Origin of the sequence: Aeromonas sp. CA23, assembly GCF_002587065.1 — a bacterium.
In the GTDB taxonomy this organism is placed as follows: domain Bacteria; phylum Pseudomonadota; class Gammaproteobacteria; order Enterobacterales; family Aeromonadaceae; genus Aeromonas; species Aeromonas bestiarum.
In genome coordinates this window covers 3,003,369-3,028,345 of record NZ_CP023818.1, presented here as the reverse complement: position 1 = coordinate 3,028,345, position 24,977 = coordinate 3,003,369, and the positions used below count along the sequence as shown (strand labels likewise).

Sequence of the window (24,977 nt, the reverse complement as noted above, 5' to 3'; positions counted from 1 at the left end):
AACGAACAACAACACAAGGAGAAAAGGATGAAGCGACTGCTATTGCCGCTGCTGCTGGGCACGGCCCTGTTCCATGGCGAGGCGTACAGCGCCGGCCATCTCTGGGCCAGCACACTGCCCGATTACAGCCAGGGGTATGACGAGCGGCGGGATCCGGCGCAGGATCTGGCCGCCGCCACCGCCAAGGCGCAGAGCGAGGGCAAGAAGGTGTTGCTGCTGGTAGGCGGTGAGTGGTGCAGCTGGTGCCAGGAGATGAACCACTTCCTGGACCGGGAGCCAGCCCTTGCCAGCCAGTTCAACCAGACCTTCGTGGTGGTCAAGGTGAACGTCAGCAAGGCGAACAAGAACGAGCCCTTCCTAAAACGCTACCCCGAGTATCTTGGGGTGCCCCACTTCTACGTGCTGGATGCCAAAGGCAAGCTGCTGGAGTCTTTCAACACCGGGCTGCTGGAGAAGGGAAAGAGCTACGACGAGGCGAAATTCGGCAAGTTTATCGCCTTCTTCCAGCCCAAGACGGCCCGCAGCTGACCCGCCAATCGATGAAATCCTGTCATGGATAAGCCCAGACTCACCACACAAGGACGAAGAGATGATACGGATATTGGGCAAGGCCTCGTCAATCAATGTGCGCAAGGTGCTGTGGACCTGCGCCGAGACGGGTCTCCCTTTCGAGCTGGAGGAGTGGGGAACAGGCTTCAAGCCTACGGATACCCCCGAATTCCTGGCAATGAACCCGAACGCCATGGTGCCTGTCATTCAGGATGGCGACTTCACACTGTGGGAATCAAATACCATCATCCGCTACCTGGCGGCGCGCTATGGTGAAGCCGCTCTCTATCCAGTCGAGGCACGCGCGAGGGCCATGGTCGATCAATGGATCGATTGGCAAGCATCGGATTTGAACGCCGCCTGGCGCTACGCATTCCTGTCGCGGGTCAGGCATTCGCCCTTGCATCAGGACAGCCGGGCACTCAGCGCGGGATGTGCGGATTGGTCCAGATACATGCAGATCCTGGATCGGCATCTCCAGGCAACCGGTGCTTATGTGGCTGGGCGCCGCTTCTCGCTCGCGGATATTCCCATCGGCCTGTCGGTCAACCGCTGGCTGGAAACACCGTTTGACCGGCCACCACTGCAGGCAGTGAATGACTACTACCAGCGATTGAGTGAACGGCCCGGCTTTCGCCTGTATGGATGCAACGGGACGCCATGAGGTGAATCGAGCGGGAGGGGGACAACAGCGTTGAGCAGTGCGGGTTGGGCCTGTGTCATGCAGCCCAACCCGCATGCACAATATCAGACCTGCGCATCCGGCTGCTGCTCTGGGGCGGCCTTGATAAAGGCCTGCAGTTGCTCGCAGTTGGCGACGATGCGGGCGATGGTGGGGTACTCATCCAGAGTCATGTCGTAGCGACGGGCGTTGTAGACCTGGGGCACCAGCATGCAGTCGGCCAGGGTCACCTCGTTGCCGACGCAATAGACGCCTGCCGTGGTCATCAACAAGGGTTCGAGCACCCTGAAGGTCTCGTCAATCCAGTGGCGATACCAGGCATCACGCTGCGCCTTGCCCAGCCCCAGCTCCTGCTCCAGATAGTTGAGCACCCGCAGGTTGTCGAGCGGGTGCGTGTCGCAGGCGATCATGTTGACTATCTGACGCACCCTGGCTCGCGCCTGGGCGGCCGAGGGCATCAGCGGATAGGCGGGATAGGTCTCGTCGAGGTACTCCATGATGGCAACCGACTGCCCGAACTGCACATCCCCGTCGATGAGGAAGGGCACCAGCCCCTGGGGGTTGATGCGATGATAGGCCTTCTCGCGCTGCTCGCCCTGCCGCAGGTTGACTGGGTGATGCTCGTAATCGAGCCCCTTGAGCTGCATCACGATCCGCACCCGATAGCTTGCCGATGAACGCCAATATCCAAACAACTGCAACATAATCTGTCCCTGTGTTGGCAGGTGCAAGGGCACCTGCCGTTCACCAGTCGGCCCTGTGCCCGCACTGGCTCCTTCACGTCATCTGGCTGACATCCTGTTGCGTGACTTTTTGCAAAATGGTGCCAAACAGACTCATCCCGTTGCGATCCTGCATCGCGATGGACACTGTATCACCAAAGCGCAGAAAGGGTGTAGTGGCTTGACCTGACTCGATAATTTCCAACATGCGCAGCTCGGCGAGGCAGGAGGATCCGGCACTGCGGTCATAGTTGGAGACTGTCCCCGAGCCTATGATGCAGCCCGCCCCGAGCGGCCGGGTTTTGGCGGCGTGGGCGACCAGCTCGTGGAAGTTGAAGGTCATGTCCACCCCGGCATTGGGGGCACCAAACAGGGCGCCGTTGAGATAAGTTTCCAGCGGCAGATGCACCTTGCCCTCCTGCCAGTCGCTCCCCAGCTCGTCCGGGGTGATGGCCACCGGCGAGAAGGCGCTCGACGGTTTGGACTGGAAGAAGCCAAAGCCCTTGGCAAGCTCGCCCGGGATCAGGTTGCGCAGGCTCACGTCGTTCACCAGCATCAGCAGCTTGACGTGGGCGGCCGCCGCCTGCGGGCTCGTCCCCATGGGCACGTCGTCCGTGATGATGGCCACCTCCGACTCGAAATCGATACCCCACTCCTCGGAACCCATGACGATTGGGCCGCGAGGTGCCAGGAAGCAATCCGAGCCGCCCTGGTAGATCAGGGGATCGTGCCAGAAGCTTTCCGGCATCTCGGCGCCGCGGGCCTTGCGCACCAGCTCCACATGGTTGACGTAGGCGCTGCCGTCGGCCCACTGGTAGGCACGGGGCAAGGGCGAGAGGCATTCACTCTCATCAAACGGGAAGGCATCGGCACAGGAGCCATCGTTGAGGGTCTGATAGACAGCGGCCAGCTTGGGCTCGGTCTCGGCCCACTCATCGAGGGCCGCCTGCAGGGTGGGGGCGATGGACGCCACCCGCACCGCACGGCTCAAATCCCGACTGACCACTACCAGGGCGCCATCGCGCTTGCCGTTGTTCAAGGTTGCAAGTTTCATAAAAATCCTTATTTGCCGTTAGCAGTCATGAGGTCCGGGCGCTGCCAGCTGCTGACGTAGCGCGGGTTCTCCACCCCTTCGCACAGGCCGCCAACATTGAGCGCATCGCGGGTATCCAGCATCACGGCCACCTCATCGGTGAACTTCTTGGCATAGGCCTGCCCCGCCGCAAACGCCTTGGGATGGGGGCCATGGGTGAAACCGGCTGGGTGGAAGGTGACCATGCCCCGCTCGATATTGTCCCGGCTGAAGAAGTCCCCGGCGTGGTAGAAAAGCACCTCGTCGTAGTCGTCATTGCTGTGATAGAAGGGCACCTTGAGGGCGCCGGGGTCGCTCTCTATGGGGCGCGGCACGAAGGTGCAGACGACGAACCGGCTCGCCACGAAGGTGGAGTGGGCCGAGGGCGGCAAGTGGTAGCGGTGGCTCATCAGCGGGCGAATGTCGCGCCAGTTGAGTCGCACCACGCACAAGTCCCCGTGCCAGCCCAGCGCATCCAGCGGGTTGAAGGGCCAGGTGATGACGGAGACCTGGTTGTGGCGCTTGACCTGCAGCGACCAGGGATTTTCATCCTGCTGGGCCAAAAAGGCCGGGTCTATGGCGGGTACATCCAGCGCCGCCGGATCGAAGATGGCGTGATTGCCCACCAGCCCCTTGTCCGGCAGCTGATAGCTGTCGTTGGTCGCCTCTATCATCAGGATGAACAGGGGCGCCGTGGGTTCGATGCGCCACATGGTGCCACGGGGGATCACCACATAGTCGCCGTCCCGCAAGGTCAGGTGGCCGTAGTCGCAGTAGAACTCCCCGCTCCCCTCGTGGATGAACAGCAGCTCGTCGCCGTCGGCGTTGCGCACCAGAAACGGCATCGCCTCCTGCAGGCGCCACATCCGGTAGCGGCAGTGGGCATTGTGCAGAATATCCGGCATCACCCAGGGAGAGAGCGAGCTCACCTCCTCCTGCAGACCGTTCAAGTCAAACGCCCTCGGCCGCAGCGGCCCCTCCCAGTTGGTCCAGTCGGTGGGAGCGTGCTTGTGGTGCATGTGGGTGGCGGGGCCGAAGAAACCGGCCCGCCCCAGTTCACGCTCGTAGATGGCCTGCTCCGGCAGATCGGCATGAGCCTGGCGGGAGTGGGTCCCCTCCCGATGGGGAAAACTTATCCAGTTACGCATCGCCAAATACCTCGCATGAGTGGAGCACGGTTCGATGAAGTCGGATCCCGTTACGCATCGCTGGGCTCTCCGCTCAAGACGCCACGGCGGATCTGATCCAGTTCAATGGATTCGAACAGTGCCTGGAAATTGCCCTCGCCGAACCCCTCGTTGCCCTTGCGCTGGATGATCTCGAAGAACACCGGGCCTATGACGGTGTCGGTGAAGATCTGCAACAGGATGCCATCTTTCGTCGGCGAGCCGTCGATCAGGATCCGCAGCGCTTTGAGCGCCTCCAGATCCTCCTGATGGCCCTCGACCCGGCTATTGACCTTCTCGTAGTAGGTGTCCGGCGTCGGCATAAAACCGGTACCGCGGCCACGCAGGGTGCGTATGGTCTGGTAGATGTCGCTGGAGGCCAGGGCTATGTGCTGGATCCCCTCCCCCTTGTACTGACGCAGGTACTCCTCGATCTGGGACTTGTCGTCGGAGGATTCGTTGATGGGGATCCGAATTTTGCCGCAGGGGGCCGTCATGGCACGGGAATGGAGGCCGGTCAGCTTGCCTTCGATGTCGAAGTAGCGAATTTCGCGGAAGTTGCCGATCCGCTCATAGAAGTTCGACCAGACATCCATGTTGCCGCGCTGGACGTTGTGGGTCAGGTGATCTATCTCGTAAAGCCCGGCATCCACCTCGGCCATGCGTGCCTGCCAGTCCGGGTAGAAGACGAAATCCACGTCATAGATGGAGCCCTTGTCGCCGTAGCGGTCGACAAACGACAGCGTGCTCTCGCCTATGCCGTAGATGGCGGGGATGTTGAGCTCCATGGGCCCTATCTTGCCGACGAAGGGCTTGGCGCCCTTGGTGATGGCAAACTGCTGGGCCTTGCCCGCATCGCTCACCCGAAACGCCATGCCGCAGACGCTAGGCCCGTGCAGGCTGGCGAACTGCTCCGCCTGGGAGTGGGGCTCGGCGTTGACCACGAAGTTGATATCGCCCTGACGGTAGAGCCAGCACTGCTTGTGCTTGTGCTCTGCCACCTCGGCGAACCCCAGCGAGACAAACAACGTCTTGAGGGCGGCAATGCCTTTGGCATCCGGTGCCGTGTATTCGACGAATTCGAAACCATCGGTGCCGAGGGGATTGATGGTATGGGAACGGGAAGAAGAAGTGGTCGTCATGAGGCGCTCCTTGCTGTTGGCTGATGACTGAAAGTGGTTAAAACGGGTTAACGCAGCGACGCACGGCCAGGCCGGCCACTCCGTCAATCGATCCATTGTTAACAACTTGTTTCATTAGAAGCAGGTGCGTAGCAGAAGAGAAGAGGCGGGTTCCAGATAGTTTCCCCGACTCCATCGCCAAAAAATGTAAATAGATTGTGACATTGATGCCGCAGCCTTGCGGATCGCCCCACGGCGACCCGGCGGGCTGTCAGCTTTCCCTTACAGCCGCCACTGTTTGAGCACTATGTGGGGCAAGTGAGCCCGTGCTGTTTGCAGGCGCCCCGGGGTGGGATTGATGAGCCAGGCCTGTGCGCCCTGCGCCAGTAGCGGCAGATCGTGCAGGCTGTCGCTCAAGGCCAGCGTCACAGTGAGGGCGCGGATCTCGGGCAGTATCTTGTGCCGGCCGTGGCAGTAAAAACGCGGTATCAGACCGCCGTAGCGGTAGTGCATCCGGGAGCCCAGGGTACGATGGGGCAGCGTGCCGGGCAGTTGCTGATAGAGCTGGCCTCGTACCAGGGCACGAGGGCTGGCGGAGATCACCCAGCAGCGCTCGTGCACGTCCACCAGCAAGGTGCGCGCCTCGCGAAACAGGCCTGGCCGGATACGGCAATAGGCCCGCACCAGCTTACGCCAGCCAAGGGGCGAAAGCCCCAGGGTGATGGCCCACCAGATCAGCGAAATCCCCCGCCTGCGCTGGCTGGGTACAAGGTACACCAGGCCGCCCAGCGCGATCACCGGCAGCAACAACAACGACCAGAGGCGGCGACGCAATATGTAACGCAGCAGGCCGGCGTGGCTGTCGCCCGGGGCCAGGGTGTCGTCAAAATCCGCTAGGATCCAGCCGCTGGCGGGCACCCGGCTCTCCGGCACCGTCTGAGCACCGCTCATTCGCTCAAGCCCGCGATGGCGGCATTGAGCTCGGGCAGGAGAAACATCTCCCCCTCATCAGGGGGGCAAATAAAATCAAACGCCTCATCTGCCAGGGTGAAACTCAAGCGCCAGGCGTGCAGGTAGCCGCGTTCGGCCGCCGTGCCGCCGTAGCGCTCATCCCCCAGAATGGGCGCCCCTATGCTTTTGAGGGCAACCCGGATCTGATGGGTCTTGCCGGTCTGGGGCTTGATGCGGTAGAGCCGCAACCCCTCGCGCACCGGCACTGAGTCAAACCAGCTGATGGCGGGGTTGTCCAGGCTGCGCGCCAGCATCCAGCTGCCACCACGCCCTTTTTGCATATCCCCCTTGACCCAGCCCTGCTTCTTCTTGGGCTTGCGATCGGAGAGGGCCAGATACTGCTTGCTCACCTGCCGATCCGCAAACGCCATGCTGAGCGCCCGGTTCGCCGCCGTGGTGCGCGCCAGCAACACCAGCCCTGAGGTCATTTTGTCGAGCCGATGGACGGGATAGAGGACAGACCCGGTGTCGGCCTTGACCCGGCTGACCAGACCCGGATTGAGCAGGCCGGACTCATCGGTCTCGTCATGCATGCCAAGGCCGGGCCCCTTGTTGATCACCATGAAATCTTTGTGCTGCGCTAGTATCCGGTACATCAATAACCCTTTAGAATCTGTTTCATTACAAGAATATGACCCTCTCAAGGGGTCGCACCCCATGAACACTCAGAACAAGACTCGCACGGATGAAGAGATGCTTGCTTTGGTTGCTGCTGATTGGCGCCAGTCACGCCATGCCCCTACGGGCCAGCGAATCCCCGCTTGAAGCGCCGGAACATGTGGTGCTCCAGCTGCGCTGGCTGCACCAGCCCCAGTTCGTTGGCTATCACATGGCCAAGGCCAAGGGCTTCTATGCCATGGCCGGACTGGACGTGGAGATAAGGCCGGGTGGCAAGGGCATAAGCCCGGTGGAGGAGGTGCAAAGCGGTCGCGCCGACTTTGGCGTGGGCAACACAGAGGTGCTGACCGCCTATGCCAAGGGCACGCCCTTGCTGGCGCTCGCCTGCGTCTTTCAACACTCCCCGTCCATCTTCCTGGCCCGCCGTGACAGCGGCATTCTCACCGTTGATGGCATGCGTGGCAAACGGATCATGATGTTTTCCGCCCATCAGGACGCCGAGTTGCTGGCCACCCTTTACTATCAGGGCCTCAATGAACACCAGCTCACCCCGATCCAGACCTCGGTCAATATCGAGGATCTCATCGAGGGCCGGGTCGATATCTTCAACGCCTACCTCAGCAACGAGCCCTTCTATCTGGAAGAGCGCGGCATCCCCGTCTCCGTCATCAATCCCCGCAATTACGGCATCGACTTCTACAGCGACATACTGTTCACCACCCAGGCGCAGGAGCAGGCCCACCCGGGCCGGGTGGCGCGTTTTCGCGCCGCCAGCCTCGAGGGGTGGCGCTATGCCCTCGCCCACCCCCAGGAGGCCATAGCCCTGCTGCGCAAAGAGTATGGCGTCAACCGCAGTCAGGCCCACCTGGAGTACGAGCTGCAGGTGAGCAAGGAGATGATCCAGCCGCTCTATGTGGAGATCGGGTATATGAACCCGGATCGCGTCACCCACATAATGCAGCAGCTGGCCGAGATCGGCCTCATTCCCAAGCCGGTGCCGCTGACCGGCTTTCTCTATCAGGCCCCCTCCGAGCAATGGGTCTTCTGGCGCCCCTGGTTTTTGCTGAGTCTGACGGCTTGCGCGCTGATCCTGCTGCTGGCAGTCTACCTGCTGGTGTGCAACAAGCGCCTCAATCGCGAGATTGCCCTGCGCCAGCAGCGGGAAGAGGAGATATTGCAGCTGGCACGGCGAGATCCCCTCACCGGCCTGCCCAACCGGCTGAGCCTGATGGAGCGGCTGGAGGCGCAGATCATGAGCCCCAGCCCAGGTTGTCTGCTGTTTTGCGATCTCAACAACTTCAAACAGGTCAATGACGGCTTTGGCCACAGCCACGGGGATGCCATCCTCTGCCAGCTGGCGGAGCGGATCACCCGCAGCCTCAACCACCAGCGCTTCTTTGCCAGGCTGGCCGGTGACGAGTTCGTGCTCTTGCTGCCCGATCAGGATCTGGGCGAAGCCGAGACCATAGCCGAGGTGATCCGGATGGCCATGGCCCAGCCTTTTCAGGTCAACGAGCATCTGCTGGCGGTCGGCATCAGCGTCGGGATCAGCCAATACCAGCCGGGGTGGCGCGCCGAGCAGTGGCTGATCCACGCCGATCGCGCCATGTACAACGACAAGGGGATCGAGCTGGCCCCCGCTAATGCCGGCCAGGGGTCAAGCTCTGCCTGACTGATGGCGTCAGACCCGCTCCAACGCCACAAGGCCACCGCGGGGTGGCCTTGTGGCTATCAACACCAAGGGCGCAGGTAGGCTTAGCCGAAGGTCTGCCCCAGGGATTTGAGCTGTCTGGCCTTGGTCAGCAGGATCTCGCTCGACTCGTCCACATCCTGCATCTTGTTGCTGTTGGCGTGGGAGTGCTGGGAGATGAGGTTGACGTTCTGGCTGATGTCCTCGACCACCGCCTGTTGCTGCTCCGCCGCCGCCGAGATCTGGGCCGAGAAGTCCATCACCAGTTCGATTTCGGCCAGCACCTGATGCAGGCTGCCGGAGCCCTGCCGGGTCATCTCCACGCAGGCCTGGGTCTGTTGCAGGTTGTTCTGCATCATCCCCTTCCAGCCATTCAGGGTGCGCTGGATCTGGCTGATGCTGCTCTGGATCTGCTCGGTCGCCTTGTGGGTACGGGTCGACAGGGTGCGCACCTCGTCCGCCACCACAGCAAAGCCCCGCCCCTGCTCACCCGCCCTGGCCGCTTCGATGGCAGCGTTGAGCGCCAGCAGGTTGGTCTGATCGGCTATGCCCTGGATCTCCCCCATCAGTACCCCGATGCGATCCGATTCGCTGGCCAGCGCCACCGCCGAGGCAAAGGCGTGCTCCGCCTCCGTCGCCAGCTCGGTGATCTTGCGTTCCGTGTCGATGAGTTGGCGATCCGTGTGCTGGCAATGTGTCTTGGCCTGGGCTATCTGGCTGTTGGTGTCCTGGATGTTGCGGGCTATCTCCTGCGCCGTGCTCGCCATCTGCGTGATGGCGGCCGCCATCTGCTGGGTCTGGGCATCCTGCTCGGCAATGTCCGAGCTGGCCTCGCTGGAGGCACTCTTCAGGTGCACCGCCAGATCCTGCAGGGCGTGGGTGGCATCATCCACCCGCCCCAGCACGGTCCGGATGCGGGCCTGCAGCAGCTTGATGTGAAAATCGGCGATGGCGCTCGGCTCCTGCCCCGAATAGATGAGCCGGGTCAGGCTGTCATACTCCTCGGCCAGTTGCTGCAGGTAACGCGGGGTGGTGATGAGCTCGTGGCGATAGCTCAGGCCCAGCAGCACCAGCGGCAGCGCCATATAGAGCGGCGCCCAGGAGCCAAGCTGCACGGCCCCCAGCCAGGCCAGCGCCAGCAGCCCAGCCCCGGCGACCCCGTGGCGCAGCCGTGACAGGGAGAGACGGGGCTGGCGACCCCCTTGTTCGGCGGCGCGCAAGCGGGCATAGGTGCGGGCGGCAATGGCCTTCATCTGCGGATCCGCGCGGCAGCGCACCGACTGGTAACCGTTGACCTTGCCCTGCTCGAAGATAGGGGTGACATAGGCATCCACCCAATAGTAGCGGCCATCCTGGCAGCGGTTCTTCACCATGCCGCGCCACGGCTGGCCCTGCTTGAGCTTGCCCCACAGATCGGCAAACGCCGCCTTGGGCATGTCGGGGTGGCGCACCATGTTGTGGTGCTGGCCGACCAGTTCGGCGCGGCTGTAACCGGCCACCCGGCAGAAATGATCGTTGGCGTAGGTGATCACGCCCTGCAGATCCGTGGTGGAGACCAGCTGTTCATCGGCAGGGAAATCCACTTCCTGATCAACAAGATGGGTCTTTTGTTCACGCATGTCGCACTCCCTTCTGAGCCATTGCTCAACAAAGTGTTGGGAAGTGGTCAGACCCTGTAAAGGGCGGCATGAGCAGAGTGTGACAAGGGATACCTAAACAACATTTAGCAGGAAGAGTGGCCGAACATGAGCTAGCGCCCCCGTCAGGTCAGACCATTACTGCCAGGAGAGGTGACTGGTGATGGCCTTGAACAGCACCGGATAATCGTCCTCGAAATGGTGTGAACCGGGCAGGGTCACAGTGGTCACGTTGGGCTGCAGCAACCGGGGGCAGAGCCGCACGGAGGAGTCGTCATCCGCCCCCTGCACGCAGAGCATGGGCAGAGAGTGGATGGCATTGACCTCGGGCTGGGTGGGGTAACTGCCTGCCTTGTCGTGGGTCACCATGTCGCTGACATGGATCTCGAAATCGGAGGCGGTCGAGGGGGAGAGCATCACGGCCCCCACCAGGCTCTTGCGATAGGGCTCGGGCAGCCGGTTGATGACGAAGGGCACTATCTCGGCCCCGAAGGAGAAGCCCACCAGCAGCCAGCGCTGGCGCCCCCAGCGGGACTGGTAATCCGCCAGCACGCGCACCAGATCGGCGGTAACCTGCTGCGGATCCTTCTTCTTCCAGTAGTAGGTGAGCGAGCTCCAGCCCACCACCGGCATGCCGTGTTGCTGAAACTGGGCACTCAGCCCCTTGTCGAGCGCCGCCCAGCCACCATCCCCGCTGAGAAACACCACCATGGGCGCCGCCGAGGCTTGCGCCACCGGCAGCTCCACCAGACCCAGATCCTCTTTCACCGACGCGGCAAAGAGCGGAAATGCACAGCACACCAACAGCAATAACAGGGCTCTCATGGCCGACTCCTATTTCTTTATCAGCCCGAACGGGCCTCGGCTTATCAGGGAAATCAAGTTCGTCAGGGTTCTGGGCAGCACCAGCTTGCCGGTGCAGAGCAGATAACGGGGCTCCCAGCGCGGGGAGAACTTCTCCTTGTAGCGTCTGAGCCCCTGGAAATTGTAGAAACGGCTGCCACGGGTAAAGATGGTGTTGCCAAGCCGGGTCCAGTAACCGCTCAAGGGGTGGTCGTTGAAGCCGGACATGGGCGCCATGCCGAGGTTGAAGCTGGCATAGCCCTCGGCCTTGCCCCACAGCAGCAGCTCGACGAACAGAAAGTCCATGATGGGCGCCGTGCCCGTGTCCAGGCTGTAGCGCATCAGATCGATGGAGAGGCTCTCCTTGTTGTCGCTGACCCAGAGGTTGGCGAAACCGACTATCTGCCCGCTGTGCCGCACCAGAGCTGCCGGGCTCAGGCTGAGGTAGTCGGGTTCGAAACTGCCGACCGAGAAGCCTTTCTCCTTGCCCTGCTTGCTCTGCAGCCAGGTATCGGAGACCTCCTTCAACCTGGGCAGCAGCGCCGGTACCTGCTCTGCCGCCGCCACCTCGAACGACAGCCCCTCCCGCTTGCCCTTGGCATGGCTCTGGCGCAGGTTGCGCAGCCGGCTGCCGGCCAGATCGAAGCCCGGCAGATCGACGATGGCCTCCTCCCCCAGCTTGAACGGGATCAACCCCAGTTCGAGATAGAACGGCAGGTAGCGGGCCGACACCTGATAGAACACCGGGCTGGCATCGTGCTGATCGCACAACTCGCGAAACTGCCACAGCAGCTCCTCGATAAGCTCGGGCTGGCCGATGGGATCCCCCATCACGATCCAGCCATTCCCCTCGACGCCATACATGAGAAACGCCTCGCCGCCGGGGTGAAACAGCAGCGACTTGTCACCAAGCTGGGCCAGGTAGCCATGACAGCCCCCTTCGCGCACCACCAGCGCCTGGGCCCGGGCCAGCTCCTCCGGCTCCGGCTTGCGACCCGAGACCCGCAGCGGCGCCAGCAGTTGCGCCACCCCGACCACGGCCAGCACGGCCACCACGCTGCCCATGGCCCGCAGGCCACGGGAGGCGGCGCCATGGGGCGAGAAGTGGAACCAGAGGGCGTGGTCATACTCCACCTGGCGGTAGGAGAAGAGCAGCAGCCAGAGCGCCCCCAGCAGCACTGCGCCCACCGAGATGAGCCAGCCCGGGGTGAACTGGGCGTGGAGCAGGGAGCCCTTGCGATAGAACAGGGCGCGACAGGGGGTGATGATGAGCAAAAACAGCCCGAGCAGCAGGGCAGATTCCCAGTCAAACCCCTTGAGCAGGGAGAAGATCATCCCCAGCGCCAGCAGCAACTGGGTGATGCGAAACGCGGCATCGTGGCGCCGGTAGAGGCTGCGCGCCAGCAGGATCAACAGCGCGCCGCTGACGCTGCCGAGCACATGGGAGAGCTCCAGCAGGTGCAGCGGCAATACCTGCAAGAGGATCTCGATGCGCCCGCGCATGGTGGGGATCATGCCCGAACAGAGCAGCAGGCTGCCCGCTGCAAAGGCGCCCAGGCTGATCAGCGCCGGCAGAAACTCGCGCACCGCCGCCATTATGCCCTGCAGGCGGCTCCAGCGGGCCCGCTGTTGCAACAGCTCCTGGCTGGTAAACAGCAGCAGGGCACAGAGGAAGGGCAGCACGTAATAGATGCAGCGATAGAGCAGCAGGGAGGCCAGCAGCTTGTCCACCGGCAGATACTTGGCGAGCAGCAGGCTCATGCTCGCCTCGAACACCCCGATCCCGCCGGGCACATGGGCCAGTACCCCGAGGAAGCTGGCCAGCACGAAGGCGCTGAGCAGCACGGGATAGGGAACGCTGTCCGTCGGCAGCAACACATAGAGCACGGCGGCCGCCGCCATCCAGTCCAGCAGCGCCACTAGCAGTTGCAGCAGTCGCGTCCTGAACACAGGCAGCACCAGTTGGTGGCCGCGCCAGGTCAGCGCCGGTTTTGGCCAGAACAGGTAGGCCAGCACGACCAGCAGCGCCATTCCCCCCGCCAGATTGAGCAGCCGATCGGCCCACAGCGGCCAGCTCGGCAACAGGGTGGAGGCCTGCCCCACCAGCAGGGCGCTGCCACCCCAGGCCAGCAGGCCGAGGAAGAAGGTGACTGAGCAGAAGACGATGACCCGGGCCACCTCCCCGGTGCCGAGCCCGAGCGAGGAGTAGATGCGATAGCGCACCGACGAGCCGGTCAGCAGGGCAAACCCCAGGGTGTTGGAGAAGGTGTAGGCGATGAAGGAGGTGACCCCCACCTGCTGCCAGGGCAGGCGCTTGCCGAGGGCATGCACCGCCAGCATGTCATAGCAGCAGAGACAGGCATAGCTGAGCAGCGTCAGCAACAGGGCCCCACCCAGCAGCGGCATCGGCAAGGACCAGATGGCCAGCCGGATATCGTGCCAGTGCCAGAGGTGAGTCAGACGATAGAGGACGGCCAGTGCCGCCCCCAACAACAACAAGCTACATAACGGGCCTAACCAGGTGAACAGATGACGCCGCATTGCCAATTCCTACCGACGCGGATCATGGCTGCCCGCATCATGTTGCTGAAAACTGCCGCCAGCGACGGGGAATGCCCCGTGCCTTGACCTTTGATTGACCATGTTGCGAGCCCGCGACCGGCATATGGCACATGCAATATGTACCCTGCCCCGTCACCCGAACCCGGCTTGTCATGGCATCCCACTTTATATCGACTTTTTTGGAAAAGACGAGCCTTGGCAGAAGAATAAATTACTCAGTCGCAGGCAGATTAATTCGCCTGCAATAAGGTGGCTTGCTCCCCGTGAATCACACCGCCTTCACTGGCGAATAAATAGCCAGCAGGCTCATCATACACGCGGTCCAACAAACGACCAGCAGGAATACACATCAGCCAGACAACAGCCATGGCCCGGCAATCCCCAAATAAAACGGGGAGCCTGGCTCCCCTTTTTATCATTGGCTCATTATTGAACCGTTCGACACTGGCTGAACATATCCAACTGCTTGTCATATACCGCCGTATCGACATCCCATATGCCCAGCACGGACGAGAATAAATTGTCATGAGAGTAGCGAGTGCTGGCCGCATGTTGCTGCAGGCAATCGAGATTGACCCCCTTGTCCCGGGAGAAACCGGGCGACATCCACACCTGCATGGGCACCCGGGTCTGATCGTCCGGAGCAAATTTGTAGGGCGTGCCGTGTAGATAGAGACCCAGGGCCCCCAATGATTCCCCATGGTCCGAAATATAGACCAGCACAGTATTGTACTTGTCTTCGTATTTCTTCAGCTTGTCGATCATGCTGGCGACCACGTAATCGGTATAACGTATGGTGTTGTCGTAAGTATTTTCCAGCTCCTGATCGCTGCAATTCTCGATATCGCTGCGCTGGCAGTCCGGCAGGAAATGGCGATGGGAACCCGGATAGCGTTTGTAATAGGTAGGCCCATGGCTGCCAATCAGATGGAAACCCACCAGCTTGTCCCCTTTCATGGCGGCCAGTTCATCGTCCAGCCCCTCCAGCACCACTTCGTCATAGCAGGTGTTCTTGTCACAGAATTTGGGGTGATCCTGCGGCTTCACCACCATGTTGGGCACCCGATCACAGACCCCCTTGCAACCGCCGTCGTTTTCTTTCCAGAAGATGGAGATGCCGCTCTTTTGCAGCACATCCAGCAAGCCTTCGCTGTTGCGCGCCACATTGCCATCAAACTCGTTGCGCCCCATGTTGGAGAACATGCAGGGCACAGAGACCGCCGTCGCCGTGCCGCAGGAGCGCACATCCTTGAAGGAGATGATCCCCGTCTGCTTGCTGGTGAAGGGATTGGTCTCCTTGTGATAGCCGTTCATGGAGAAGTTCTTGCCGCGGGCCGTCTCCCCCACCACCAGGAACATCATGGTCGGCTTGTCAGCCTTGCTCACCCGTTTGGCATCATCCCCCATGCGCTTGAAGGGGATGGGTTCGGCCAGATAGCGCTTGTAGAGGTATTTGGTGGTGCTGTACATGTAGTTGGCCGGGACTATCTCCCGATTCAGGGTCTGGTTGTTGCGACCGACCGAGGCGTAATCCTGATAATAAGCTGCGGCTATCAGCCCCAATACCAGCAGGGATACCAGCATGGAGAGTCCCCGTTGCAGCAGACCCTGATACCACTTCGCCGGATACTCAATCTTGATGAAAAACAGCAGCACGGCGGGCAAGACCCCGGCCAGCAGCACCCAGCTGACGAGAGGCATGCTCAGGTAGGAGTGAGCCTCGCTCTGGTTGGTTTCAAAGATGTTCTGGATCATGTCACCATCAAACAGCACCCGATATTTCATCATGGTGTAGCTGGCGATGGCCCCCGTGATAAACAGGAAGGCAAAGAAAGGCTTGATGAAATAACGTACGGAAAAGGGCATGAATACAAAGTTCAGAGCCGCAACCAATACGATGGGAATGGAAATGGCAAACCCGAGCTTGACGTGTTCAAGTTGGGTCAATATTTCATAGAAATGCAGCAAAACTGACCAGTTGAGCAGAAAGGCAAAGAGGAATGCCAACAGAAAAACAAATGGAACAATTCTTATTTTAAGAAAAGAAGGCATGTATATCTCCCTATTACACTTCTTTATTACACCTTTAAAACACTTATTCATGTTGGTGTTTAAATATTTGGCGCCGGATGGTAACAGAGCCATGAAGACACTGGGCAGGATATTTTCAGACACCCCTGATAATGTGAGTCATGTCAATAAATGCCAAGAAAGATGCAGGCTAACCCACAATACTTAAGGAAAAATTAAGCAGCCCATGATAAATGACCGCTCAAAAAAAGAGCGGCCCACCGCCATGGATATACCAAAAGGCCCCCTGCCCTCAGTGAGGGCTGCACCGCGCGCCATAAAAATAGTGATGCGCTCCCTGCCTCTTAACACTTGCTTAAGACTTCTCGGCAACGCTGTGCCCTGACGAGTCCTCGTCGAACGGCATCAGCAAGAGAGGGTTAACATGCATAGCAACAGCAACGCAGCAATCAGCAAGGTGCCAGAGATCACCCTGGCATTCTGGGTCATCAAAATTCTGGCAACCACGCTGGGAGAAACCGGTGGCGACGCCGTCTCCATGTCGATGGATCTCGGTTATCTGGTAGGAACGGCTATCTTTGCCGTCATTTTCTTTGTATCGGTCAGCGCCCAAATCGCGGCGACCTCCTATAAACCCCTGCTTTACTGGACCACCATCATAGCCACCACCACGGTCGGCACCACGCTCGCAGACTTTGCCGATCGCTCGCTTGGGCTCGGTTATGCCGGCGGCTCCACCCTGCTGTTCCTGTTGCTGATGGGTTCCTTCTTCACCTGGTACAAGTTTCAGGGCAACATCTCCACCGGCAGCGTCACCACGCCCGGTACCGAGATGTTCTACTGGATCACCATCATGTTCTCCCAGACTCTGGGGACGGCACTGGGTGACTGGACCGCGGATGAAGCCGGCTTTGGCTATGCAGGCAGTGCCGTGCTGTTTGGCGGCATGCTGGTGGCCATAGTGGCAACCTACTACCTGACCCGGGTATCGCGTACCCTGCTGTTCTGGGCAGCCTTCATCCTGACCAGGCCGCTCGGCGCAGTAGTAGGCGACTTCCTGGACAAGCCGCTGAGCAAGGGAGGGCTGGAGCTGAGCCGTTATTCCGCCTCCTTTACCCTGCTGGCCGCCATCGCCGTACTGGTGCTCATCTCGACCATCCAGCACAGACGCCTGGCCAATGCCGAGCTCGATATAGAGCAATAACCCCTGCCACCGGGACAGGCTGCTGCGCCAGCCTGTCCCATTTGCCTGCGCTCCTGATCAGACGGTGCAGCCCTCAACCTTCGGCGGGCAGCGCGGCTGACTATGCTCTGAGAGAGCCGCTTCCGTGCAAGGCAAATCTCCATGATCCCGCACTCGTCCCGTCACACACCCCTGAGCCAGATCCCGCGCGGTGTCTGGGTATTGGGCTTCGTCAGCATGCTGATGGATATCTCGTCCGAGATGATCCACAGCCTGTTGCCACTCTTCATGGTGACTGTGCTCGGCAGCAGCGCCCTCACAGTCGGCCTCATCGAAGGGGCGGCGGAAGCCACGGCGCTGATGGTCAAGGTCTTCTCCGGCCCCCTGAGCGACTATCTGGGGCGACGCAAGGGGCTGGCCCTGCTGGGCTACGGGCTGGGCGCCTTCACCAAGCCGCTGTTTGCCATGGCATCCGGCAGCGGACTCGTGCTCGCGGCGCGACTGCTGGACCGAGTCGGCAAGGGCATCCGGGGCGCGCCCCGCGATGCGCTGGTGGCCGACCTCACCCCGGCGGCGCTGCGCGGCGCCGCCTTCGGCCTGCGCCAATCCCTCGACACGGTCGGCGCCTTGCTCGGCCCCCTGCTGGCGGTGGGATTGATGCTGCTCTGGCACGACGACTTTCGCGCCATCTTCTGGCTGGCCGTCATACCCGGGCTGGCTTCGGTCACCCTGCTCGCCATCGGCCTGCGTGAACCCGCACAGCCCGGGCCCGCCGTGCGCAGCAACCCCTTGCGGCGCGACAATGTGCGCCGGCTGGGAGTGGGGTACCTGTGGGTTGTCGTCATCGGCGCCCTGTTCACCCTGGCCCGCTTCAGCGAAGCTTTTTTGGTGCTGCGCGCCCAGCAGACCGGCGTACCGCTGGCCCTGGTGCCGCTGGTCATGGTGGCGATGAACCTGGTCTATGCCCTGTCGGCCTACCCGTTCGGTCGCCTCTCGGATCGCCTGCCTCACACCTGGCTGCTGATATGGGGAGTGCTGGTGTTGATCGCAGCCGACCTGACCCTGGCCGCGAGTACCCACTGGGCCGTCATGCTGGCGGGGGTGGCACTGTGGGGCGTGCACATGGGGATGACCCAGGGGCTGCTGGCCGCCATGGTGGCCGCCACGGCGCCCGCTGATCTGCGCGGCACCGCCTATGGTCTCTTCAATCTGGTCAGCGGCCTCGCCATGCTGCTGGCCAGCCTGGTGGCGGGCTGGATGTGGGATAGCCTGGGCGCGGCCTTTACCTTCTACACGGGCGCGGCCTTCTGCCTGCTCACCCTGCTGGTACTGCTCTGGCGAACAGGCTCAATCCCTGACAACGGATGAAAAGCCCAATCACAGGCAGCAAAAAGCCCCAGACAACGAGGTTGTCTGGGGCTTCTCTGAAGATGGCGGAGGAGGTGCCCGCCGCAATCAAGTCCAATCAACTCCACACCAATCCAGCAAGCCCTTTACTATCAGCGAATTAGAGATAAACACTGTCCAATACATCCCAATCACATATTACTACTGCGCATGCTCGGTGGCATACTGTGTGGCATATTCAATTCTCAAGGAGGTTACCTGATGGCAATCCTCACCGATACCAAAGCCCGCAACATCAAGCCTGAAGATAAGCCCCTTGCTCATGGTGGCGTCACCGGGTTGACGCTACACCCCTCTACCATCAAGGGCAGAGGAAAGTGGGTGTTCCGCTATGTCAGCCCACTGACGAAGAAACGACGTAACGCTGGCCTCGGGACTTATCCTGAGATCTCTATCGCTGACGCTGCTCGAGACGCCCAGGTAATGCGGGAACAGCTGGCAAATAATCTGGACCCACTAGAGATCCGGCTGCAGGAGCAGAACAAGCCGAAGATCCCGACCTTGGAAGCATCTGCCAGACTGGTTTACGAAAGCTTGTTACCAGGCTGGAAGAACCCTAAACACGGTAAACAATGGATCACCACCTTGGAGCAATATGCCTTTCCTGCAATTGGCGCTATCTCCATTGATACCATCACCCCAGCCCATATCGCTTCCGTTTTGCAACCGATATGGCTGACGATCCCGGAAACAGCAAGCCGTGTTAAGCAGCGCCTACACGCAGTGATGGCTTGGGCATGGGCTCACGGCTATACCTCTGCAAACCCTGTGGATGTGGTAAACCACTTACTACCGGCTCAGCCAAGCAAGTCAGTGCGAGTAGAGCATCAGCCTGCGATGCCTTGGCGTAATATCCCTGCATTTGTGCAAAAGCACCTGAGAACAGCGCAACAGTACGATGTAACCCGCTCTATGCTGGAGTTCTTGATCCTGACAGCTTGTCGTTCTGGTGAAGTCCGATCAATGAAATGGTCAGAGGTAGATCTGGAAGCAAAGATCTGGACCTTGCCTGCCGAGCGTATGAAAGCCAAGCAACAACATCGTGTTCCGTTATCTCTTCGTGCAGTCGAAATCTTGATGGGGTTAAGGGGATTACATGACGAATTGGTATTCCCATCCCCAAGAGACCAGGTACCGCTCTCAGACACAGTGCTGACGATGTTTCTGAGAAGAGCCAAAGCTGCGAGCTGTACTCCTGGCCGAATGGCAACTGCTCATGGCTTTCGTTCCAGCTTTCGAGACTGGTGCAGCGAGCAAGGTTATGGGCGGGATCTTGCAGAACGGGCGTTAGCCCACACAGTGCAGAACAAGGTAGAAGCAGCATACCATCGCACAGACTTGCTGGACCAGCGTCGACCTATGATGGATAGCTGGGCTGAGTTTGTTTCCGGCAATGAACCAACTGAATAGGAAGGAAGCAGCCAGAAGGCTGCTTCTCTTTTTTGTGCCGATGACTGTAGTGGTCAACTAAATCCGGACACGTGGTTAGGCCGAGTCTCGGCTTTTGCGGGCGGTATTCCATCATTGTATTGATGTGGGTGCCGTTATTTATAGTAATTCATCAGGTAATCGTTGAGAGCGCTTTTATTGCCATGTCTGCATCAGGCTTATCAGACCTCCTTTCACCTAGTAGCGCTCTTCAGCTCAGGATGGAAGCTTGTACGCAGTAGGCCGCAAACACGCGAGCGCTGGCTCCATTGCACATCGTTGACGTCGGTTTTGTTCCCAAGCACGGTAATCCCCCCGAAAAACCGGGGTGCTCATAAGTAGAATTTTCCCGTACCTTGAACGTAGGAGGTTCTACATGAAAACATCACGCTTTAGCGATACCCAGATCATCACCATCCTCAAACAAGTCGAGGCCGGCGCTCCCGTCCCGGAGCTTTGCCGCGAGCATGGCATCAGCACGACCACCTTCTACAAGTGGCGTTCCAAATTCGGGGGGGATGGACGCCTCGCTCATGGCGCGCCTCAAGGAGCTGGAGGACGAAAACCACCGTCTCAAGAAGATGTATGCCGAGGAGCGCCTCAAGGCCGAGATCATCACCGAGGCCATGGCAAAAAGTGGTGACGCCATCTGCCCACCGAGAGATGGCGACCAAGGCCGTTATACATTACGCCATATCCATCCGTCTGGCTTGCCAGGTGTTCAAGGTCAGCGAGGGTTGCTATCGCTATCAGCCCATACTGGCTGATGAAAATCAGGATATTGCCGACTGGTTGCTGAACCTCACCATCAGCCAGCACAACAGGGGCTTCGGGCTGTGCTTCCTGTACCTGCGCAATGTCAAAGGCTTTGGCTGGAACCACAAACGGGTGTACCGGATCTATCGGGAGTTGGAACTCAATCTACGGATAAAACCGAGGAAGCGACTGGTGCGTGCCAAGCCGGAGCTGTTGGCAGTGCCCGACCAGCCAAATCTGTGCTGGTCGATGGACTTTATGCATGACCAACTCAGCGATGGCCGCTCGGTGCGGCTGTTTAATGTGATCGATGGCTTCAACCGTAAAGCGCTATGTATCGAGGTGGATTTATTCTTACCCACCTCACGAGTCAAATGGGCGCTGGAGCAGGTGATCGCATGGCGGGGCAAACTCGCAGTTATCCGCTGTGACAATGGCCCGGAATATATCAGCGAAGAGCTGAAGAGATGGGCTGAGAAGCAGGAGATCCGACTTGGGCACATCCAACCCGGCAATCCGCAGCAGAATGCCTACATCGAGCGGTTTAACCGCACTACGACTGGCTGGACCATTATCTGTTTGAGTCACTGAATGAACTACAGAAGTTTGCCACGCACTGATTGTGGACGTATAGCCATGAGCGGCCCAACATGGCGCTGGGTGGGTACACCCCAAAACAGCGCCTGGCACAGGCTGCATGAGCTCTACTTTTGAATACCCCTAAAAATGGGGGGATTACCGCTCAAGCTGTACGGTTAACCCGCTGAAGAGTCAACCTTGCAAGCCGAGAGATGCAGCCTGAAATCCGAATTGCGCCAAAGTCACCGAGGAACACAACATTTTACAGCCGCGTACTTTGCCAGCGATTCAAGGAAAGGTACGCCTTCATAACCTTCCGACTCGATCGGTACAGTGTCATCACCCTGCCAGACCCTTGATGACTTCTACCTGTGGCTGAACCACGGCAGCAGGAGGGCGAACGACAGACCGGATTTGGTCAAGCAATCCTTGTTGGAAAGTGGCGCAGTCTACGGTTATCGCAAGATCCATCGCGATCTTCGTGACTTGGGGGAAGCCTGCGGCAAGCACCCTGTGGCCAAATTAATGAAGCGGGAAGGACTGCGTTCGCAAACTGGCTATCAGTGCAGTAAGGGGCATTATGGGGGTAAGAGCCGCAGGTTGCTCCAAACACGCTGGCTCGTCAGTTTAAGTTGCCATCTGGGTGACTAACATTACCTATATCCGAACTCAAGAAGCGTGGCTGTACCTGGACCTGTTCTCTCGCTAGATCGTCGGCTGGGCGATGAAGTCACGCATGACGGCAGACTTGGCAGTTGATGCACCACCTGAGCCCATTTGACACCCAAAATCCAAGCGGCCTGTGTTAGTGCATTCGGATCAGGGCAGCCAGTTTACCGGTGGTGAATGGCAGGACTTTTGAAGGTTCACAACCTGAGTTGCAGCATGAGCCGGCCTGGTAACAGTCACGACAACGCTGTCGCCGGTAGAGTTTGAAAGCAGTTGAATATTCAACAACAGAGTATCCAGAAAACCCCGGGCGATTCACCCGATGGGACAAGCTGTGAAACGAACACAGCGCGATGACTCGCAGACTTTTAAATTGGTCTTGGTCGAGCAGATTGAAAAAGGCGAGCTCAGCGGCCAGCAAGCTCAAGACCGACCAGAATGCGCTGGCAGAGCGAGTGAACGGGATTTTGAAAGGAGAGTTGTTGTTGCAAAGCCCGGCAGGACTTGGCGCAAACGGGAAAGATGGTGGTGAGACGGTGGATATTTACAACGTGGAACGACCGCATCATGCGGTGCATCGAGGGCTCTGAGTGGAGAAATGCTAGCCGAAAATGTGTAAACCTACTTCAGGACTAGATGTATGGAGATGGTATTCACCTGACAGTTGCCCACAAAAGGGAGTGGTCATACGGCTTCAAACCGGATAACAAAACGGTACCCCTACCGTGTTATCTGGAGTCACCGTATGACCACCAACGAGAAAGTAGCACGTCGCAAACTCAGCCTGCTAGAGCTCGCCAAAATCAGATAAACTAAAAAACATTTACTCTAATAACTATATCTCTCACTCTCCTAATGGCAAACTTGCCGTAAAAAGTGAAGGAGACGCCGATTTTCCATCTGTGAATACAGGAACTGAATTTTATGATTATGATAAATGAGACTGAGTCAATTAATGCTTTGATATAAACGTCATAACCTTAGCTATAATTAAATGGCTTTTCACTTGGATTTGAGAATATTTTGTGGAGGGGGGGTATATAACTGCCCCCCCGTAGGTAAAGTGTTCAGTTATTAAACTCCTCATCCACATTTTTAATGTAAAATAATTTCATTTAGAAATGAATTAAAAACTTAAGAAGAACATTATTATTCCACGGTATTGTTTCCTCATGTACAGGACCTTAAGCATTGATAATGGTCATAGGCTTCGCGCGTGTTGATTTTGTTTGGCGATAAAATCAGATCACAAACGAAGCCTTTTTTATATCTATTTTAATATGTTGCCGCTAAAGATCCTGTACATGATTGTTTCCTAATCTTGCGCATCACCAGTGCTGCTTCATTTCTTGGATGTCCTTTTTCCAGGCACCACAAGCGCTCGAATGAGCCCCCATCCCGACGTGAGATCATCGCCACATCATTTTGGTATCAGGAACGAAGCTCAACGTGACTCATCAATTGACATTTGCCGACAGCGAGTTCTACAGCAAACGTCGTCAAACTAGGAAAGAGATTTTCCTGTCTCGCATGGCGCAACTGCTCCCTTGGCAGATAATGCTCGACGTCATTGACCCCGTCTATCCCAAGGTCGGCAACTGTCGTCGACCTTACCCACTGGAGACCATGCTGTGTATCCACTGTATGCGGGTGGAGCATCCCTTCCGGATCATCAAATGCCAGTTTGGCTTTGTGAAAGCCCGATACAAGGGGTTGCTGAAAAATGACAACCAGTTGGCGATGTTATTCGCTTTGGCCAACCTGGTCCGAGTGGACCAGATGATAAAACAGTGGGAGAGATCTACCTGAAATGTGGGAATACGCCCGAAAATGGGGCCGAAATGGCGATAAAACCTGAATCGCCCCGGCTTCTCTAGACACTTTTGAGCCGTTCGAAATATTGCTTTTCACACTCTACTGGCGATAGCCCATTGTTGAAACTGTGCCGACGCTTGGGGTTGTAAAACATTTCAATGTAATCGAACACATCCTGCCGGGTCTCCTCGCGATCCGCATAGGTTTGACGTCGGATTCGCTCGCGTTTGAGGAGCTGGAAGAAACTCTCCGCCACCGCGTTATCATGGCAATTGCCGCGCCTGCTCATGCTGGCCTTGAGCTGGTTTTCCCGCAAAAAATCCTGCCAGTCATAGCTGCTAAACTGGCTCCCTTGGTCGGAATGAACCAGCACTTCTTGTTCGGGTCGCCGTCGCCACACCGCCATCAGTAACGCACTGATGGCCAGCTCTCGGTCGATCCGCGGCCCCATCGACCAACCAATGACGTGTCGTGAGAACAAATCCAATACCACAGCCAGATAGAGCCAGCCTTCATGCGTGCGAATGTAGGTGATGTCCGTTACCCAGACCTTATTGGGCTCGGTCACATCGAACTGGCGTTCCAAATGATTCGGTGCAACCACCGTTGGCCGGCCACCATAATGGCCTGGACGGTGGTGATAGCCGGTTTGTGAACGTAACCCTTCATGTCGCATTAATCGCGCCACCCGGTGCTTGCCACAGGTCTCGCCCATTTCTCGCAGGTCATCCCGGATCTTGCGATAACCATAGACGCCCCCGCTTTCTAGCCAACATTGCTTGATCTGGCCCAGGAGGCGTTGATCCTCCTGTGCTCGGGTAGATAAGGGCTGTCGCTGCCAAGCGTAATAACCGCTCGGGTGGACATTCATCATCCGGCACAGTCTGCGGACAGGATGCGTGGACTCGTGTTCCCGGATGAAGGCGTACCTTAACCTGACAGCTTGGCAAAGTACGCAGCTGCCTTTTTTAAGATATCTCGCTCATCGGTGATGCGGCGTAATTCGGCCTTGAGGCGGCGGATCTCGGCTTGCTGGCTGGACTCATACTGCTGCACGTCGGGCTGGCTATAGCGTTTGATCCAGGCGTAAAGACTATGGCTGGAAACACCAAGTCGCTCGGCGACCTCTGCCACTGGGTAATGGCGCTCAGTCACCTGCTTGACGGCGGCCAGTTTAAATTCTTCCGTGTAACGTTGCTGCTTGCTCATAACGCCTCCTGAATGACCTCAGTTTGAGGCTCTTGAGGTGTCTAGGAAAGTAGGGGCGATTCAACCTGGTTCTTGATGTGAAAACGGCCTTTGTAAGTTTTTACGCACTCAAAGTTGTCTTACTATGAGTGATGTGAGGGTATTTCCTCCACTTGTTCGCACCTTCCCTAGCAGGCTGAGTTTGCCGACGCGCTACTTGCTCGTTGGTGGTCATACGGTGACACCAG

18 protein-coding genes and 4 pseudogenes are annotated in these 24,977 nt (G+C 58.7%); 10 read left to right on the top strand and 12 right to left on the bottom strand.

Annotated elements, in window-relative coordinates; all coding sequences use genetic code 11:
- Positions 1 to 27 precede the first annotated feature (27 nt).
- Positions 28 to 528, top strand: coding sequence for a thioredoxin family protein (locus tag CK910_RS14210; protein ID WP_098983746.1), 501 nt, complete (start codon positions 28 to 30; stop codon positions 526 to 528).
- Positions 529 to 589: 61 nt separating this feature from the next.
- The gene (locus CK910_RS14205; RefSeq protein ID WP_098983745.1) at positions 590 to 1,213 is read left to right on the top strand and encodes a glutathione S-transferase family protein; all 624 of its coding nucleotides are present in this window, start codon (positions 590 to 592) and stop codon (positions 1,211 to 1,213) included.
- Positions 1,214 to 1,296: 83 nt separating this feature from the next.
- Here the strand turns inward: CK910_RS14205 and maiA are convergent, their stop codons facing one another.
- From maiA to CK910_RS14175, 6 genes are all read right to left on the bottom strand, one after another.
- Positions 1,297 to 1,935 carry a maleylacetoacetate isomerase gene (gene maiA / locus CK910_RS14200; RefSeq protein ID WP_052159089.1) on the bottom strand — a complete coding sequence of 213 codons (639 nt, stop codon included), beginning with the start codon at positions 1,933 to 1,935 and terminating at the stop codon, positions 1,297 to 1,299.
- Positions 1,936 to 2,008: 73 nt separating this feature from the next.
- Positions 2,009 to 3,007 (bottom strand): fumarylacetoacetate hydrolase family protein, encoded by a 999-nt coding sequence (locus CK910_RS14195; RefSeq protein ID WP_098983743.1) that lies wholly within the window; start codon positions 3,005 to 3,007, stop codon positions 2,009 to 2,011.
- An 8-nt stretch (positions 3,008 to 3,015) separates the two neighbouring features.
- Entirely contained in the window at positions 3,016 to 4,173 is a 1,158-nt protein-coding gene (locus tag CK910_RS14190) for a homogentisate 1,2-dioxygenase (RefSeq protein ID WP_098983742.1), read from the bottom strand.
- Between the two features lie 50 nt (positions 4,174 to 4,223).
- Positions 4,224 to 5,333 carry a 4-hydroxyphenylpyruvate dioxygenase gene (gene hppD, locus CK910_RS14185; RefSeq protein WP_098983741.1) on the bottom strand — a complete coding sequence of 370 codons (1,110 nt, stop codon included), beginning with the start codon at positions 5,331 to 5,333 and terminating at the stop codon, positions 4,224 to 4,226.
- Positions 5,334 to 5,594: 261 nt separating this feature from the next.
- Positions 5,595 to 6,263: an HAD family hydrolase gene (locus tag CK910_RS14180; RefSeq protein ID WP_098983740.1), complete on the bottom strand. Its 669-nt coding sequence runs from the start codon at positions 6,261 to 6,263 to the stop codon at positions 5,595 to 5,597.
- The gene (locus CK910_RS14175) at positions 6,260 to 6,919 is read right to left on the bottom strand and encodes a TIGR01621 family pseudouridine synthase (RefSeq protein ID WP_098983739.1); all 660 of its coding nucleotides are present in this window, start codon (positions 6,917 to 6,919) and stop codon (positions 6,260 to 6,262) included. The genes CK910_RS14180 and CK910_RS14175 overlap by 4 nt, the downstream gene beginning before the upstream one ends.
- A gap of 89 nt (positions 6,920 to 7,008) precedes the next feature.
- On the opposite strand from CK910_RS14175, the gene CK910_RS14170 reads away from it, so the two are divergent.
- Positions 7,009 to 8,613: a GGDEF domain-containing protein gene (locus CK910_RS14170; RefSeq protein ID WP_098983738.1), complete on the top strand. Its 1,605-nt coding sequence runs from the start codon at positions 7,009 to 7,011 to the stop codon at positions 8,611 to 8,613.
- 83 nt (positions 8,614 to 8,696) lie between these two features.
- On the opposite strand, the gene CK910_RS14165 is transcribed toward CK910_RS14170, so the two are convergent.
- The 5 genes from CK910_RS14165 to CK910_RS14145 form a co-directional block, all read right to left on the bottom strand.
- Positions 8,697 to 10,250: a methyl-accepting chemotaxis protein gene (locus CK910_RS14165; protein WP_098983737.1), complete on the bottom strand. Its 1,554-nt coding sequence runs from the start codon at positions 10,248 to 10,250 to the stop codon at positions 8,697 to 8,699.
- A 156-nt stretch (positions 10,251 to 10,406) separates the two neighbouring features.
- Entirely contained in the window at positions 10,407 to 11,093 is a 687-nt protein-coding gene (locus CK910_RS14160; RefSeq protein WP_098983736.1) for an AcvB/VirJ family lysyl-phosphatidylglycerol hydrolase, read from the bottom strand.
- 9 nt (positions 11,094 to 11,102) lie between these two features.
- Positions 11,103 to 13,652 (bottom strand): bifunctional lysylphosphatidylglycerol flippase/synthetase MprF, encoded by a 2,550-nt coding sequence (mprF, locus tag CK910_RS14155; RefSeq protein WP_098983735.1) that lies wholly within the window; start codon positions 13,650 to 13,652, stop codon positions 11,103 to 11,105.
- 251 nt (positions 13,653 to 13,903) lie between these two features.
- Entirely contained in the window at positions 13,904 to 14,041 is a 138-nt protein-coding gene (locus CK910_RS14150; RefSeq protein WP_157774625.1) for a hypothetical protein, read from the bottom strand.
- Positions 14,042 to 14,099: 58 nt separating this feature from the next.
- Positions 14,100 to 15,725: an MCR-3-related phosphoethanolamine--lipid A transferase gene (locus CK910_RS14145; RefSeq protein ID WP_098983733.1), complete on the bottom strand. Its 1,626-nt coding sequence runs from the start codon at positions 15,723 to 15,725 to the stop codon at positions 14,100 to 14,102.
- 403 nt (positions 15,726 to 16,128) lie between these two features.
- Here CK910_RS14145 and CK910_RS14140 point away from each other — a divergent pair, with 403 nt between their 5' ends.
- The 7 genes and pseudogenes from CK910_RS14140 to CK910_RS24665 all read left to right on the top strand — a co-directional run.
- Positions 16,129 to 16,908, top strand: coding sequence for a COG4705 family protein (locus tag CK910_RS14140; protein ID WP_098983732.1), 780 nt, complete (start codon positions 16,129 to 16,131; stop codon positions 16,906 to 16,908).
- A 141-nt stretch (positions 16,909 to 17,049) separates the two neighbouring features.
- Positions 17,050 to 18,255, top strand: a complete 1,206-nt coding sequence (locus tag CK910_RS14135) for an MFS transporter (RefSeq protein ID WP_098983731.1) — start codon at positions 17,050 to 17,052, stop codon at positions 18,253 to 18,255.
- Positions 18,256 to 18,495: 240 nt separating this feature from the next.
- On the top strand, positions 18,496 to 19,704 hold the full coding sequence (locus tag CK910_RS14130; protein WP_098983730.1) for a tyrosine-type recombinase/integrase: 1,209 nt from the start codon (positions 18,496 to 18,498) through the stop codon (positions 19,702 to 19,704).
- A gap of 394 nt (positions 19,705 to 20,098) precedes the next feature.
- Positions 20,099 to 21,179: pseudogene (locus CK910_RS14125) on the top strand (IS3 family transposase).
- 64 nt (positions 21,180 to 21,243) lie between these two features.
- A pseudogene (locus CK910_RS14120) lies at positions 21,244 to 21,981 on the top strand (IS3 family transposase); the annotation flags it as partial.
- A gap of 179 nt (positions 21,982 to 22,160) precedes the next feature.
- Positions 22,161 to 22,316 (top strand): annotated as a pseudogene (locus CK910_RS14115) (IS3 family transposase); the annotation flags it as partial.
- 1,057 nt (positions 22,317 to 23,373) lie between these two features.
- Positions 23,374 to 23,535, top strand: a pseudogene (locus CK910_RS24665) (IS5/IS1182 family transposase); the annotation flags it as partial.
- A 64-nt stretch (positions 23,536 to 23,599) separates the two neighbouring features.
- Here CK910_RS24665 and CK910_RS14105 read toward each other — a convergent pair.
- A protein-coding gene (locus CK910_RS14105) for an IS3 family transposase (protein WP_098983728.1) occupies positions 23,600 to 24,750 on the bottom strand; the annotation gives its coding sequence in 2 pieces (ribosomal slippage) (positions 23,600 to 24,498 and positions 24,498 to 24,750; 1,152 coding nt in all).
- Positions 24,751 to 24,977 lie beyond the last annotated feature (227 nt).

Bases quoted from the DNA above. Each gene is read 5' to 3' on its own strand.
- CK910_RS14210 (WP_098983746.1), top strand. From the start codon at position 28: ATGAAGCGACTGCTATTGCCGCTGCTGCTGGGCACGGCCCTGTTCCAT.
- CK910_RS14205 (WP_098983745.1), top strand. From the start codon at position 590: ATGATACGGATATTGGGCAAGGCCTCGTCAATCAATGTGCGCAAGGTG.
- maiA (WP_052159089.1), bottom strand. From the start codon at position 1,935: ATGTTGCAGTTGTTTGGATATTGGCGTTCATCGGCAAGCTATCGGGTG.
- CK910_RS14195 (WP_098983743.1), bottom strand. From the start codon at position 3,007: ATGAAACTTGCAACCTTGAACAACGGCAAGCGCGATGGCGCCCTGGTA.
- CK910_RS14190 (WP_098983742.1), bottom strand. From the start codon at position 4,173: ATGCGTAACTGGATAAGTTTTCCCCATCGGGAGGGGACCCACTCCCGC.
- hppD (WP_098983741.1), bottom strand. From the start codon at position 5,333: ATGACGACCACTTCTTCTTCCCGTTCCCATACCATCAATCCCCTCGGC.
- CK910_RS14180 (WP_098983740.1), bottom strand. From the start codon at position 6,263: ATGAGCGGTGCTCAGACGGTGCCGGAGAGCCGGGTGCCCGCCAGCGGC.
- CK910_RS14175 (WP_098983739.1), bottom strand. From the start codon at position 6,919: ATGTACCGGATACTAGCGCAGCACAAAGATTTCATGGTGATCAACAAG.
- CK910_RS14170 (WP_098983738.1), top strand. From the start codon at position 7,009: ATGAAGAGATGCTTGCTTTGGTTGCTGCTGATTGGCGCCAGTCACGCC.
- CK910_RS14165 (WP_098983737.1), bottom strand. From the start codon at position 10,250: ATGCGTGAACAAAAGACCCATCTTGTTGATCAGGAAGTGGATTTCCCT.
- CK910_RS14160 (WP_098983736.1), bottom strand. From the start codon at position 11,093: ATGAGAGCCCTGTTATTGCTGTTGGTGTGCTGTGCATTTCCGCTCTTT.
- mprF (WP_098983735.1), bottom strand. From the start codon at position 13,652: ATGCGGCGTCATCTGTTCACCTGGTTAGGCCCGTTATGTAGCTTGTTG.
- CK910_RS14150 (WP_157774625.1), bottom strand. From the start codon at position 14,041: ATGGCTGTTGTCTGGCTGATGTGTATTCCTGCTGGTCGTTTGTTGGAC.
- CK910_RS14145 (WP_098983733.1), bottom strand. From the start codon at position 15,725: ATGCCTTCTTTTCTTAAAATAAGAATTGTTCCATTTGTTTTTCTGTTG.
- CK910_RS14140 (WP_098983732.1), top strand. From the start codon at position 16,129: ATGCATAGCAACAGCAACGCAGCAATCAGCAAGGTGCCAGAGATCACC.
- CK910_RS14135 (WP_098983731.1), top strand. From the start codon at position 17,050: ATGATCCCGCACTCGTCCCGTCACACACCCCTGAGCCAGATCCCGCGC.
- CK910_RS14130 (WP_098983730.1), top strand. From the start codon at position 18,496: ATGGCAATCCTCACCGATACCAAAGCCCGCAACATCAAGCCTGAAGAT.